The organism is Streptomyces shenzhenensis (assembly GCF_003688995.1).
In the GTDB taxonomy this organism is placed as follows: Bacteria; Actinomycetota; Actinomycetes; order Streptomycetales; family Streptomycetaceae; genus Streptomyces; species Streptomyces shenzhenensis_A.
Map to the genome: position 1 here is coordinate 265,675 of NZ_PENI01000001.1, position 13,701 is coordinate 279,375.

A 13,701-nucleotide genomic window follows, 5' to 3' on the forward strand; every position below is an offset into this window, starting at 1 on the left:
GGGGAACTGCGCGACCAGCCACGATGGTGCCGCCAGACGACCGACGGCACATCGCGGCATTTCCAGCGGAGCGCTTAGCAGCGGTCAGAACAGGCTGAGCAGGGCCTCCGCCGGGTCCGCCAGGGCGTTCTCGCCGTCGGGGAGCGGGAGTTCGAACCAGACCGTCTTGCCGCGGGGCGTCCGCCGGGAACCCCAGGCCGCGCTGAGCAGACCGACGAGTTGCAGCCCCCGGCCGCCCTCGTCGGTGTCCCGGGCCCGCCGGCGGCGCGGCTGGACCAGGCCGGAGTCCCAGACCTCGCAGACCAGGGTGCGGTCCAGCAGCAGACGGAGCCTGATCTCCCCCTCGCCGTACCGCAGCGCGTTCGTCACCAGCTCGCTGACCAGCAGCTCGGTGGTGTCGACCAGCGGTTCCAGGTCCCAGCCGAGGAGTTGCCCGCGCGCGTACTCACGGGCCCGGCCCACGCTGCGCGGCTCACGCGGCAGCGTCCAGTCGCCGACGGACTCGGCGGGCAGCCCCTGCACCCGTGCCATCAGCAGCGCGATGTCGTCCTCGCCGTGATGCGTGTCAAGGGTGTTGAGGACGTGGTCGCAGACGTCCTCCAGCGCGCTGGTCGGATCCGTCAGCGCGCCCACGAACGCCTGGAGGCCCTCGTCGAGCGGATGGTCGCGGGACTCGACGAGGCCGTCCGTGTAGAGGGCCAGCAGGGCGCCCTCGGGCAGTTCGACCTCCACCTCCTCGAACGGCTCGCCGCCCACGCCGAGCGGCATGCCCGGCGGCACGTCCAGCATCAGCGCCGCCTCGCCCGGCTCCACCAGTACGGGCGGCAGATGACCCGCGTTGGCGAACGTGCAGCGCCTGGTCACCGAGTCGTACACCGCGTACACGCACGTCGCCAGGTAGACCTCGGACAGGTCCGCGTCCCGGGGCTGACGGGCGGTGCGGGTGGCCTGCTGGATGCCGCCCGGCGTGCCGAGGCCCCGGGCGATCTCGTCCAACGCGGACAGCACCTCGGCCGGTTCCAGGTCGAGCAGCGCCAAGGTGCGTACGGCGGTGCGCAGTTCGCCCATGGCCACGGCGGCGCGCAGCCCGCGGCCCATCACGTCGCCGACCACCAGTGCCGTGCGGTGGCCGGGGAGTTCGATGACGTCGAACCAGTCGCCACCGACCTCCGTGGCCGCGTTGCCGGGCAGATAGCGGCAGGCGATGTCCAGGCCGGACGCCTCCGGGTCGCCCGGCGGCAGCAGGGACCGTTGCAGGATCAGCGCGCGTTCGTGCTCACGCCGGTACAGGCGGGCGTTGTCGATGGAGACCGCGGCGCGCGCGGCCAGCTCCACGGCGAGGTCCCGGTCGCGGTCGCCGAACGGCTCGCTGCCCTTCGTACGGGCGAACTGCGCGAGGCCGACGACCGTGTCGTGGGCCACCATCGGCACGGCCAGCGTGGACTGGACGAGGCCGCCCTCCTCGGCGGGGACGGTCTGCGGGCGTGCGGTGCGCAGGGCGTCCGCGCACGGCGAGTTGAAGGAGTAGTGGTGGACCGCGCCGACCGCGACCGGCGAGCCGCCGCCGACGATCGGCGCGCCGGAGACCGCGCTGGCGAAGGCGACGCGGCGCAGTTCGGCGCTGCCGTCGGCGAGGCCCGGCGGGGTCTCGTCACCGGCCAGCAGCCCCTGGTAGAGGTCGACGGATGCGAGATCGCAGAAGCCGGGGACGACCACGTCGAGGAGCTCGCGGGCCGTGGTCTCCAGGTCGAGGGAGTTCCCTATCCGGGCGCCCGCCTCATTGAGCAGGGCGAGATTCCGTCGTGCGGCGGCGGCCTCCCGGGCCGCCTCCCGGCGGGCGGTGATGTCCGTGCCGAGCCAGGCGATGCCGAGCGGACGACCGCTGCCGCTCTGCACGCGGTAGAGGTTCACGGACCAGTGCCGGCGCTCGTCGGAGCCCGGTACGAAGCCCGTGACGTGCATGTCCGTGATGGAGTCGCCGGTCTTCAGGACCCGGCGCAGGATCGCCGTGATCCGCTCCGCCTCGCCCCGTTGCAGATAGTCGTGGACCCCCCGGCCGCGGTGGTCCTTGGGCCTGCCGCCGAAGATCGAGGCGATCCGCGAGTTGACGCGGCGCACCCGCAGATCGGCGTCGATCAGGATGAACCCGAACGGAGTTTGACCGAAAATCGCCTGCGAGGCGGCGAGGTCCGTCTCGATGCTGCGCAGGGTGCGGACGTCGACCACGATGCAGACGGCGGCCCGTTCGCCCTCGGCGGTCCGGGTCGGCATGACGTACACCTCGGCGAGGCCCTCCTCGCCGCGCCCGTTCGCCAGCTCGCCGGGCACCCGGAAGGGCACCACTCCGGTCCACTCCCGGCCGTCGAGGACCTCGGCCATCTTGCGCTGGCCGCGCTCGCGCTGGTCGGGGTCGACGAACGCCTCGATGGGGTCCATGCCCACGGCGCGCTCGGCGGGGATCCCGAAGAGCTGCTCGGCCCGCAGGCTCCACTGGTCGACGAGCCCGCCGGGGCCGATCGAGAAGGACGCGACCTTGATGTAGTCGTAGATGGAGCCGGGCGGGCTGCTCTGCCACATGGCGTCGCCGGGCGCCGTGGCAGCCGCCACGCCCCGACCCCGCGCGCCGTCCGACGGGTCCTCGGACCCCGTGGCCTTCGCTGGTATCTCGCTCACGCGAACCGTCCCCTCCAGATCACCGCGCCCGGCACCGGTCACCGGGGGCGGCTGCCCGCAGTATCCAGCACTACGGGGCCGCACGACACGGTGTTCACGATCACAGCCTGGTCCAGGCGCTGTTCGGACCGGGCTGCGGCAACACTTCCAGTCTTCTAACCAGGGAGCACGCCGTCGAATCACGTCCTCCGGCAGCCGTCGTCGGACGGCCACCGGGAGGGGCCGGCACGGCGGGCTGTGTACACCGGTTCCTCCCGTCTTCCGCACCCCACCACACCCTCTCCCACCCGCGAACGCCCCGCTTCCCGCACACCGACACGCACGTTCCGGCCGTTCGGGCCGGCACCGCCAGTTCGCACTTCCGCACCCCACCGCCCACCCCACCACCCCCTCCTACCCACGCGGACACCCCGCCCTCGACGCACTGCCACGCGCCGTCCCGCACGCGAACGCCCCGCTTCCCGCACACCCGCGCCCCCACTCCCCACGCACCCGCGCCCTACCGCCCTCGCACCGCCGTCACGCGCCGCCAGGCCTCGTCGGGCCGGCCGTTCGGGCCGGCACCGCCAGTTCACACTTCCGCACCCCTCCGCCCACCCCACCACCCCCTCCTACCCACGCGGACACCCCGCCCTCGACGCACCGACGCCCCACTCCCCTCGCACCGCCGTCACGCGCCGGCAGGCGTCGGTGGGCCTGCTGTTCACGTCGGCACCGCCAGTTCGAACCAGACCGTCTTGCCGCTGTCGGCGGGCCGGGTGCCCCAGCGGCGCGAGGAGTTGGCGACCAGTTGGAGACCGCGGCCGCTCTCCTCGTCGGGCCGGGCGACGCGCTCGCGCGGCGGGTCGGGAAGCGAGTCGGAGACCTCCACGCGCAGAGTGGTGCCGAGGTCCGCGGAGCGGACCAGGCGGACCCCGATGGGGCCGGTCGCATGCCGCAGAGCGTTGGTCACCAGCTCGCTCACCAGGAGCGCCGAGAGGTCGGCGAGGCTGTCGAGCCCCCAGTCCCGCAGCTGGTCGCGGACCGCGCCACGGGCGGTGCGCACGGCGCCGGGGTGCGCCGGAAACGTCCACTCGGCGCAGTCGCCTTCGGTGTCGATCACGCCGATCACTTCCCAGGCCAGCGAACCCACCCCATGTCCGGTTTCGTGGGGTTAATAGGCACATACCCGATATCCAGGACCCGGTACCGCCCGGAAAGGCGCACAGTGGCACGAACGGCGTACGGGAGGCTCAGCCGGCTTCCGGAGCCGGCCGGCCCACCACCTCGCGCACCGCGGGGACATCCTGGTCGAGCCAGTCCACCTGCCAGATCTCGCCGGGGGCGAGCAGGCGCAGCGCGTCATGGTCCTGGAGGGGTTCGGGGGCGGCGGAGCCGGGGCGCAGCCGGACGGTCCACACCTGGAGCACGTACGGGGACTTCAGGGGCCACTCCCCCGGGATGCGCGCGACGACCTCGGCGTCGACGCCGAGTTCCTCGCGCAGTTCGCGCACCAGGGCGTCCTCGGGACGCTCGCCGGGTTCGACCTTGCCGCCGGGCAGTTCCCAGCGTCCGGCCAGTTCGGGGGGTGCGCTGCGGCGCGCGGCGAGCAGCCGGCCGTCGTCGAGCAGGGCGGCTCCCACCACCACGATCCGTTCCGTCATGCGCCGGAGCCTACGGGAGCGCGCTCCGGGTCAGGCGCGGGTGCCGTCCCCGATCGGGCCGATGCGCTCGACCCAGTAGAGCTGTTTGTGCCCTCGGTCGTCGAGACTGTCGGCGATCTTCTGGGCCTCGGCGCGGGTCGCGTACCTGCCCACGCGGTAGCGATTGCCGTTGTCGTCCTGCCGTATGACGAGCCAGGGGAGAGAGACCGCGCCATCGCTCATCGCGCCCCTCCGCTGTCCGTCGCCCCGCCCTCTGATAAGGAAATCGCAATCCGCATATGCCCGAGCGTACGCCTAACCTTCACTCAGCGAATACGGCTTTTCACAAAGAGGTACGCAACCAGCCAGAACACCGGGGGCGCACGATGACACGTGCGCCCTCCGTGCGTACCGGTGCCCGGGGTCGGGGCGTGCCGAGGACAGCGCGGGCCACCTGCGAGGACGGCCGGTTTCCAACGGCCCGCCGGCACAGGCGGATCCGGGCGTGGTGACGACGAACACCCGGGGGGTGTGCGCTACTTCACCGGCAGGTGGTACGAGACCCGGTAGCGGTCCGCTGGGATCACCACGTCGGCCGTCTCGACCGGACGGCCCGAGGCGTAGAACGTGCGCTGGACGACGATGACGACATGTCCGGGGACGCCGCCCAGTACGTGCAGTTCCTCGGCGAGGCCGGGACGGGCGCCGACCTCCTCGGTGACGTTGTCGACGATGACGTCGATCGCGCGCATGCGCTCGACGACGCCCATGCCGCCGAGCGGGCCCTCCTCGGGGAGCATCACCGGCGTGCGCCCGGTGACGGCGAGGGGTTCCCAGGAGGTGGAGAGCATCATCGGCTCCCCGGCGTCCCGGAACAGGTACTTGGTGCACATCACGCGGTCGCCGGCCCGGACGCCGAGCCGCTCGGCGATGACACCGCTCGCCTCGGCCTGCTCGCTCCTGGACTCCCAGGTGCCGCGGGCCGTGACGTCGGCCTGCTCCTGCCGGAACGGCGTGGCGCCGCCGTCCGGCCGGAAACCGGAGCGGGCCAGACGCCTGGGCACCGGCCGCTCGCGCACATACGTCCCCGAGCCGGAACGCCCCTCGACCAGACCCTCGGCCATCAGCACCTTGCGCGCCTCCAGCGCGACGGTGTCCGACACGCCGTACTCCTGGCGGATCCTGGCCTGTGACGGGAGCCGGGTATGGGGTGGCAGTGAACCTTCGACGATCTTCTTGCGGAGATCACCCGCGACACGCAGGTACGCCGGTTGCTCACCGAAAGTCACTGGCCGCTCCCATCAGGTTGTACAGACAGCAACAGCCTGGCAACCCTGGGTTGAGACGTGCAAGCAGAGGCCAGAGAATCACTCGATGTGATTACTTACGGCCCCGGAAGGCCGTGCCCAGGCATTTTTTCTCCCCGGTCCCGACACGATCACACCTCCATGCCGCCGCCGCCCGCACCGGCACCGCCGTCCGCCTCCGACGGCGGGGTCGCGGCCAGCCCCAGAGCCTTGCGCGCCGTGACCGACCGGCTCGGGTCGAGAAGGTCGTAACCGTTCTCGTAGTGCGGGTAGAAGGTGTCCACGTCGCCGGACCCGGCCGCCTTCGACCACTCCGCCCTGGCCTTGTCCAGATCGTCCGCGAGGGCCGCCACCGGCCCGCTCGCGCCCTTCGGCCAGTCGTGCCCGCGCAGCATCCCGGTCTGCTCGCTCAGCGCCGTGGCGACGCGCCGCGCCCACGCCCGGTGGCCCGGCAGGTCGTCCTCGACGTACTCCGCGTCGGGCGCGGTGTCGAGCGCCGCGTTCAGGACGTGCGCGGCCTTCAGATAGGCGAGCTGGTCGGCGTCGAGGACGGTCTCGTCGTTGCGCAGCGAGCCGGTCAGCGGCTCGCCCTCGTTCGTGTTGCCGAACAGGCACGTCACCGCGCGGTCGCCGACCGCCCAGCTCTCCGGGGTGGGCACGAGGTAGTACACGTCGACGTCGTCGGGCACGGCCCAGGCGTCCATCGCGTAGCCGTCCTGGAGCCCGTAGCAGCGGTCGCCTGCGGTCTCGTCCAGCGCGTCCTGGCCCGGGTAGGAGCCGTCCGGCAGATCGAAGGAGGCGAACACCTCGGCGTCGTGCTCCCCGGCGCAGCCGACCTCGTCGAGGTCGTAGGTCTCGCCCTGCAGCGAGCCGCCCGGCGCGTTGAAGCACTCGCCCTTGGACAGCGTGAAGACCGCGTTGTCGCGCGCCCCCTCCTTGAACCCCTCCCAGAACGCGCCCGCCCCGCCCGTGGCGAGCATCAGCGCCCACAGCGCGAGCCCGGTCCCGGACAGCACGGAGCCGGCGATCGCCAGCCCCCTGCCGCGCTCCCCACGCCGTCTGACCTGCCGGAGCGCGACCAGCCCCAGCACCAGGCCCACGCCCGGCAGACAGCACAGGATGCCGAGGACGAGCGAGGAGATGGCGAGCCCGTTGACGGGCGCCGGCCGGGCGTAGGGGCTGTAGCCCTGCCCCCACGCCGGGTACGACGGCTGCCCGTACGGATCCTGCGGATACGGACCCTGTGGATACGGGCCCGGCGGATACGGACTCTGCTGGTACGGATCCTGCGGATACAGTCCCGGCGCATACGGACCCGGCTGCTGCGGATACGGGCCGGGCTGCGGGGAGTGCCCTTCGGGCTGATGGGGGCCGGGGGGCGGGGGTATGGACACCGGTACCGTGCTCCTGGGTTCGGACGGCGGCAGCGCTGAACTGACGTACGACTTCGCGCATGGTAAGCGCGTTACGGGTGGGGGTGGAATGCGGGTCACGCGTGCGACGGTTCCCGCGGTGCACGGTCCGGCTCATGGACCCCCGCCTCGCTTCGAGGACGAGTGGGAGAACGACGAGTGAGCGACCTGACGCCCGAGACGGTCCGCGCGGTCAACGCGCTGACGGCGAGCTGGGCCGGGGCCTCGGACGGGGGCACCGTGCTCTCGGCCGCCGGGGTCTGGCCCCTGCTGGCCTTCCTCGCGGACGGGGCGGCGGGCCCGGCCCGCTCCGAACTGGCCCAGGCCCTCGGCGTGCCCGCCGGGCAAGCGGCCGGTGCGGCACGGGAGGTGCTGGCCGCGCTGGACGGCATGCCCGGCCTGGGCGCCGCCCTCGGCCTGTGGACCGGCCGCACGCCGGACCTACGGGACGAGTGGCGGGCCGGGCTGCCCGCGGACACCCACGGGACGCTCGACGACGACCCGGTGGCCGCGCAACGGACGCTCGACGCCTGGGCGACGAAGCGGAGCGAGGGGCTGATCGAGCGCATGCCGGTCACGCTGACGCGGGACGCCGCCATGGTGCTCGCCACCGCCCTCACCCTGCGCACGGACTGGCGGCGCCCGTTCACGGAGCAGCCGTGCCGCCCGGCGGCCGGCCCCTGGCGGGGGCAGACCCTGCTCGGACTCCACCGCAGGGGCGTGCGGCCCGACCGGATCGGCGTGGTCAGCGCCCCCGAAGGTCGGGTGACCGCGCTGAAGGTCCCCGGGAACGACGGCATCGACGTCCATCTGCTGCTCGGTGAGGAGCGGATGACGTCCGGTCAGGTGCTGCGGGCCGGCACCGGGGCCCTGGAACGCGCGCTGCCGGTGGTCGGGGGCGGCCAACTCCCCTACGGGCACGTGGGACCGGGCCTGAGCGTCGAACGGCAGCCGGCCGTCACCCCCGAGCCGGTCACCCTCGACGTCACCACCGTCGCCTTCGACGTGACGGCCGACCACGATCTGCTGGCCCTGCACCGGTTGTTCGGACTCACCACCGCCCGGGACACCGGCCGGGGCCACTTCCCCGGCATCAGCGGATCCCCGCTCGCCGTCGGTGCGGCCGCGCAGTCCGCGGTCGCCCGGTTCGGCGCGCTCGGCTTCCGGTCCGCGGCGGTGACCGCGGTCCTGCCCGCGCCGGGCGGCATACCGCAGTACCGCCACGAGACCACCGTCGTCCGCGCCGTCTTCGACCGCCCCTTCGGCTTCCTGGCCGTCCACCGGCCGACCCGCCTGGCCCTGGTGGCGGGATGGGTGACGGGGGCAGTGGCGTACGACACGGGGACCTGACGGGCGGGACGGTCCGTCCGGTGCGCGACGGGGCGGGCTGACGGGGAGCGTGCCCGGCGGCCGTGAAAGGCGCAGCCGGCCGTGGTGGACACCGGCCGGCTGCGCCCCCGTTCAGGCGATCCCGCTCAGGACTGGCTGATCATCCAGCGCTGCGCGCTCAGCTGCGTATCGCCGCACTTCGCCACCTGGAGCCTGGCGTCGTCTCCGGCGACCCTGCCGCCGGTCACCTCGATGCACAGGTTGCTCGCGACATTGCGGATCCAGTAGCCCTCCGGCCGCGGATCCAGCCACCAGAGCTGGTTGTCGGCGTTCGTACCGTCGCAGGAGAACTCGCTGATCACCGTCTCGGGTGACACGCTGCCGTTGTAGGGCAGGTCCAGGCACAGCCCGTCCTGACGGTTCTTGACGACGAACAGGCTCGCTCCCCCGGGCCCGCCGTCCGCGTCCGTCACCTGCAGGTCCCAGAGCTGGTTGTCCGTGTCGGTCGGCCGGCAGATGTACTGGTTCACCGGGCCGTCGTTCTGGCCCTTCCCGAAGTTGGGGAGGTCGGCGCACTTGCCGGTCGCGACGTTCTTCAGCAGCACATTGGTCCGGTGGGAGACGGCGTTGGCCAGTTGCCGGGCGGTGGGCGCGGCGGCCTTCTTCGCCTTCGCCTTCGCCGTCACTGTGGGCTTCGCGACGGGCGTCTCCTTGACGACGACCTGGGGTGCGGCCTTCACCTCGACGGCCGACGCCTTCGGCGAGGGGGACTTGGACGGGCTCGGCGAGGCCGAGGGCGACGGGGACTCGGCCGTGTAGTCGGCGGCCGGCTTGTCGTCGGACAGGCCGGGGTCGAGCGTCGTGCCGCCGACGGGCGCCGTGTTGACGACACGTTCGTCGTCGCCGCGCAGGCCGAGCACCAGGAAGGGTACGGAGATGAGGACGGCTCCCGCGATGGCGGCCGCGGCGAGCATGGGCCCGCGGGGCCGTCCCGGCGATTCCCCGGCCGTGCCGGGGTCACCGGGGCCGCCGTCGTGCCCGGCGAAGAGGACACCGGCCGCGGCCTCGGGTCCCGGTCCGTCGCCCGCGGCCTGCTGCTGTTGCCGCTCCGGTTGCTGCGCGGGGCCGGCGGGTGCCGGTTCCGCGGCGGCGGCCCCGGAGCGCCGTCCGAAGAGCCGCCTGGGGGCGGGCGTGGCGGATTCCGGTATCGGTACCGGGGCGGTCGGGTCGGGGGTGTGCGGTCCGAGGTCGGCGCCGGGGTCCTCGCCCGGCGGGGGCACGGGAACCGCACGGCGGACGGCGACGGGGGACGTCGTCTCGCCGGCCGGCGGTTCGTGCTGACGTGGCATGGACACTGCTCCTTGTCGATGAGTGGGGGGCTGGGCTGCGCTCTCGTCAGTGGTCGCCCGGGTCGCCGACGGGTCCGGCGCACCGGTCGGGCCAGTCGCCCGCGCCGGGTGCCGTACGGTCCGTCAGGGCATGCTCCAGGCGCGTGAGCGCGGTGTCGTCGGCATCCTCCGGGACGGGGGACACCGCCTGGGTGTCGGGCAGTTGGCGCAGCAGCACCAGGGGGGCCGCGCCGTCGGTCCGTACGTCGAGCACCTTGAAGGCGGTGCCCGGCGCGAACACGACCTCGTCGCCGCCGTCCAGCAGTTGCCGGACCCGGCGACCGGTGATCGACCAGATCGCGAAGCCCGCGCCCGCGATCCGGTCCTTCCCGGCCGGGTCGAGCGGCAGTCCGCTCAACGGCGCGGGATCCCGTAGCACATCACCGGGCCGCAGCTCGCCGAGGCCAGTCGCGCCGCCCGGGCCGCGCAGCACGGCCCCGCGGTGCGACGGCAGCCGCCCGAGCCCGGAGACCAGGCACCCGGCGTACGGCACCAGGCGCTGTTCCCCGGCGCGCAGCGAACGCGTCAACTCCGCGTGATCGAGGGGGCCTTCGCCGTCGCGGAGGTACATCCGCAGGGCGATCAGATCGATCCGGGCCGCTTCCATCTCCTCGCCCCGCAGCGCGGGCATGCCGGCCAGCGCCCGGTTCACCGCCGCGCTGTGCCGCTCCCACACCGGCTCCGCGAGCTTGCGGAAGGAGTTCCGCTCCGGAGTGGTGCTGCGGTGCCGCGGCGGCACCGGTACGGCGGGCAGCGGCCGGCCGGCGCCGGCCGGGGGCCGGGGCGCGGGAGCGGGGGCCGGGGCGACGCCGCCGTCGTCGGGCTTCCGCGGGGCTTCTGTCCGGGGCGCCTCCGTCCGCGGGACCTCGGTACGGGGTGCCTCGGACGGAGGCGCCCCGGTACGGAGTACTTCGGTCGCCGTCGGCGGGGACGGCGGCCGGGGCACCGCGCCGCCGGCGGTCGGCACGGGGCGCGCGGGGGCGACGGGCGGGGCGGGTGCGCCGGTGGCGACCGGCTCGGGGCGGGGCGTCCGCGGCGCGGGGAGCGGCCGGGACGCCAGCCCGGCGACCACGGACTCCGAGGTCACCGCCTCGGGGGACGGCTCGGCGACCGGTCTCGCGACGGGATTCACGACGGGTTCCACGACCGATGCCACCACCGGCTCGGACACCGACTCGGTGAGCGGACCGGCGGCCGGCTCGGACGCCGGCTGCGGGGTGGGCCCGCCGGATGACAACGTTCGCTCCACGGACCCGCCGTCCGGACCGCCCGCGGACACGGTGGCCGGGCGACCGGGGGCCGCCGGGCCCGGCCCGGTTCGGCCGGTCGCGGTGACGGGCACCCGGCTCGGCTTCGGCGGCTCGGGGAGACCGTCCGGGACGGGCACCGACGTGGCAACTGCCGCCGCGACACCCGGAACCGATCCGCCGTCACCGGCCGCCGCGGTCTCTCCGGCGCCACCGGCCGCCGTCGCCGGCAGCGGTACCGGCCGCGAACCGACGCCCTGGACGGGGCCGTTCACAGGGCCGGTCACGGGGCTGCTCACCGCGCCGCCCGTCCGCGCGGCGGCCCCCTCGCGCCGTACCGGACGCGCGGTCCGTGACGCCGGCGCGAAGCGGATGACGCGCAGGGCGTGCTCGGCCGTCAGGATGCGCAGGGCGCGACCGCCGTCGGGCGCGAGGGCGTGCACGTCGAGCGTGGTGCGGGCGCGCAGATCGGGGGCGAGGCGGCCGAGGAAGCGGGACAGGACGGGCCAGAGGGAGGCGTCGAGACGGTCGCCGACGCGGCCGACCTCGATGACCGGACCCTCGATGCTCACCTGCCGGGTGTTCCGCGGCGGTGGGGTGCCGTCGCGGGGGCCCACCCACAGCCCGGCCCTGGTGATCACGGCCTGCCAGTCGTCGGAGAGACGGATCGTGCCGTCCTCCGCGCCCCCGAGGTCCGGCACGGGCGAGGTCCAGCGCAGCAGCCGGGGCGCGGGGGCGGGCGGCGGGCCGGGAGCCGGGCCCGCGTCCGGGTCAGGCGCCGGCTCCGGTGCCGGCTCCTCCGGAGGCAGGCACATCACCGCGTCCACGAAGGGCAGCCAGCGCGCCTCCCCGTCCGGCCCGATCAGCACGGACCGTACCCGGTACGTGCCCAGCGGGCCGTCGGCGGCGAAGAGCGGGAGACCGGTGGCGACTTCGACCTCGGCGTTCAGCAGGGCGGCCACCGACTGGCCGAGCGGCAGCAGGTCACGTCGCCCGCCGGGAACGAGCCGGACACCGGGGCGTACGGCGGCCGGGAGCGCGCCGAGGAGTTCGGCGACGTCGGTGGCGACGACGTCCTCGCCCCACGGCACGCCGACGATCACGGCGGGGCGTCTGGGGTCCACGGGTATGGCGTGGAACAGGTCGCCGGGCCGGGGCGCGGTGGCCTCGGCCGGACGGATCAGCAGACCGGCGGGGATCTGGTCCACCACGCAGCCGTCCGCCGTCCGGACCGGCGTGCGGCGCACCGCGGCCTGCCAGTCGGGCGCGGGGGCGCGCGGCCCGAGCACCTCGGGCTCCTGTCCGGGCGCGAACCGCCACCAGCCGGCGTCGCCGGGGGGTACGAACACCGAGCCGCCGGGCACCACGAGCACCGGGCCGTCGGGGGCCTCGATCGTCAGGTCCCAGGACTCGGCGATCCGGCGGGCCAGGGCGGGCCGGGCCGGGCGGTCGTGTCCGGCGCCGGACATCACCAGGCGTACCGATCGGGTGCCGGTGTCCCGCAGGGAGTCGAGGGACTCGCTGAGCCGAGGCCAGAGGGCCGCTGCCGCCTCGCCGTCGGCGATGGCGACGATCGTGACGGTGCCGTCGTCCGCCGTGCGCAGGGCGCGGGCGAGGTCGGCGACGTCGGCCGGGAGCAGGGTGTCGTCGGTGGGCAGGCGGAGCAGCAGCAGGCCGTCATGGTCCTCGACCAGGACCCGCGGCCCTGCCCCGGGTCCCGGATCCTGCCCAGGTCCGGTGGCGGCGGACCGCTCGCGCTCGGCGCGGGAGGCCGCGGCGGCACGGCGCCGGGCCAGACGGCCGTTCCAGCGGCTCATCCGATGTCCTCCCGCGGCGTACTCACGTCACCCACCCGTACGCCTCTCCCCCACACACCTGACGTTCGTTCCAGTTGCACCGGCCACACGCCCGTTCCACGTACTCACGAAGCCCTCGACTCACTCAACTAACTTTGAACCAACACTGGTTGCCAGCGACTCTCGAACCAGGTGAACGTCGGACGACATAGGATCATCAGCTCCGTGTCGGCCGGTGCGGGACGTCGTCGGCTTCGGCCCCGGTCCCGCGTGCGATCGTCTCCGCCAGGGGTCCGAGTTCCAGGACCGCGCCCGCGGGGCTGGACGGGTTGACGTACAGCCGGTGTCCGGGCGGCAGTTGGGGCAGCAGGTCGTGCGTGGTCCGGCGCGCGAAGGCGAAGCCGCCGACGAGGCCGAGGTGGACGGTGGAACTGAAGACGGGGACCACGGGGGTGCCGTCCGCCGCGGTGGCGGTCACCGGCGATCCGTCGGGCAGCGTGAGCACGGCGAGTTCGGCCGCGGCCAGGGCGTCGGCCACGTCCTCGGGCGGTCCGTAGCCGGTGACGGCCAGCTGGAGGGCGGCGTCGACGGCGTCCGTGGGCTCCGGCCAGCCGAGGGCCTCCGGAGAGGGCCGGTAGACGTCGTTGTCCTCCCACTCCTCGATCTCCCCGCCCGGTCCGGAACGCCACCGGCCGGCCACGGCGAAGTCGGGCGGTACGCCCTCACCGTGCCAGCCCGGATCGACCGCGCTGATCCAGTGGTCCGGGGCGAGCCGGGCGGCCTCGACGACCTCCTCGGGCGGCTCGGGCGGGGCGTCCCGGAAGGCCGGGCCGGTGCCGGCGTCGGCACGGGTGTCGGTACTGGTGTCGGTGCCGGTGCCAGCGTCAGGTGACGCGGGCGACGCGGTCGTGGGCTGAGGTGGCATGA

At 74.3% G+C, this 13,701-nt stretch carries 10 protein-coding genes; 1 reads left to right on the forward strand and 9 read right to left on the reverse strand.

Going from position 1 to position 13,701, the window contains the following annotated elements; genetic code table 11:
* Nucleotides 1–84: 84 nt before the first annotated feature.
* From CTZ28_RS01165 to CTZ28_RS01190, 6 genes are all read right to left on the reverse strand, one after another.
* Nucleotides 85–2,673, reverse strand: a complete 2,589-nt coding sequence (locus tag CTZ28_RS01165; RefSeq protein ID WP_121887272.1) for a SpoIIE family protein phosphatase — start codon at nt 2,671–2,673, stop codon at nt 85–87.
* A 703-nt stretch (nt 2,674–3,376) separates the two neighbouring features.
* Nucleotides 3,377–3,805, reverse strand: coding sequence for an ATP-binding protein (locus CTZ28_RS01170; RefSeq protein WP_121887273.1), 429 nt, complete (start codon nt 3,803–3,805; stop codon nt 3,377–3,379).
* A 100-nt stretch (nt 3,806–3,905) separates the two neighbouring features.
* On the reverse strand, nt 3,906–4,316 hold the full coding sequence (locus CTZ28_RS01175; RefSeq protein WP_121887274.1) for a (deoxy)nucleoside triphosphate pyrophosphohydrolase: 411 nt from the start codon (nt 4,314–4,316) through the stop codon (nt 3,906–3,908).
* A 30-nt stretch (nt 4,317–4,346) separates the two neighbouring features.
* Nucleotides 4,347–4,538, reverse strand: coding sequence for an SPOR domain-containing protein (locus CTZ28_RS01180; protein ID WP_121887275.1), 192 nt, complete (start codon nt 4,536–4,538; stop codon nt 4,347–4,349).
* A 293-nt stretch (nt 4,539–4,831) separates the two neighbouring features.
* Entirely contained in the window at nt 4,832–5,584 is a 753-nt protein-coding gene (locus tag CTZ28_RS01185) for a GntR family transcriptional regulator (protein ID WP_121887276.1), read from the reverse strand.
* A 149-nt stretch (nt 5,585–5,733) separates the two neighbouring features.
* Nucleotides 5,734–6,996 (reverse strand): DUF4190 domain-containing protein, encoded by a 1,263-nt coding sequence (locus CTZ28_RS01190; RefSeq protein ID WP_121887277.1) that lies wholly within the window; start codon nt 6,994–6,996, stop codon nt 5,734–5,736.
* Between the two features lie 177 nt (nt 6,997–7,173).
* Here CTZ28_RS01190 and CTZ28_RS01195 point away from each other — a divergent pair, with 177 nt between their 5' ends.
* Nucleotides 7,174–8,364: a serpin family protein gene (locus CTZ28_RS01195; protein WP_259471410.1), complete on the forward strand. Its 1,191-nt coding sequence runs from the start codon at nt 7,174–7,176 to the stop codon at nt 8,362–8,364.
* Nucleotides 8,365–8,489: 125 nt separating this feature from the next.
* On the opposite strand, the gene CTZ28_RS01200 is transcribed toward CTZ28_RS01195, so the two are convergent.
* The 3 genes from CTZ28_RS01200 to CTZ28_RS01210 all read right to left on the reverse strand — a co-directional run bounded on the left by CTZ28_RS01200 (nt 8,490) and on the right by CTZ28_RS01210 (nt 13,699).
* Nucleotides 8,490–9,692: an RICIN domain-containing protein gene (locus CTZ28_RS01200; protein WP_121887278.1), complete on the reverse strand. Its 1,203-nt coding sequence runs from the start codon at nt 9,690–9,692 to the stop codon at nt 8,490–8,492.
* A 46-nt stretch (nt 9,693–9,738) separates the two neighbouring features.
* Complete coding sequence (locus CTZ28_RS01205; protein ID WP_121887279.1) at nt 9,739–12,795, reverse strand: hypothetical protein; 3,057 nt, start codon at nt 12,793–12,795, stop codon at nt 9,739–9,741.
* Nucleotides 12,796–12,991: 196 nt separating this feature from the next.
* On the reverse strand, nt 12,992–13,699 hold the full coding sequence (locus tag CTZ28_RS01210) for a type VII secretion system-associated protein (protein WP_121887280.1): 708 nt from the start codon (nt 13,697–13,699) through the stop codon (nt 12,992–12,994).
* Between the last annotated feature and the right edge of the window lie 2 nt (nt 13,700–13,701).

Bases quoted from the DNA above. Each gene is read 5' to 3' on its own strand.
- CTZ28_RS01175 (WP_121887274.1), bottom strand. From the start codon at position 4,316: ATGACGGAACGGATCGTGGTGGTGGGAGCCGCCCTGCTCGACGACGGC.
- CTZ28_RS01180 (WP_121887275.1), bottom strand. From the start codon at position 4,538: ATGAGCGATGGCGCGGTCTCTCTCCCCTGGCTCGTCATACGGCAGGAC.
- CTZ28_RS01200 (WP_121887278.1), bottom strand. From the start codon at position 9,692: ATGCCACGTCAGCACGAACCGCCGGCCGGCGAGACGACGTCCCCCGTC.
- CTZ28_RS01205 (WP_121887279.1), bottom strand. From the start codon at position 12,795: ATGAGCCGCTGGAACGGCCGTCTGGCCCGGCGCCGTGCCGCCGCGGCC.
- CTZ28_RS01210 (WP_121887280.1), bottom strand. From the start codon at position 13,699: ATGCCACCTCAGCCCACGACCGCGTCGCCCGCGTCACCTGACGCTGGC.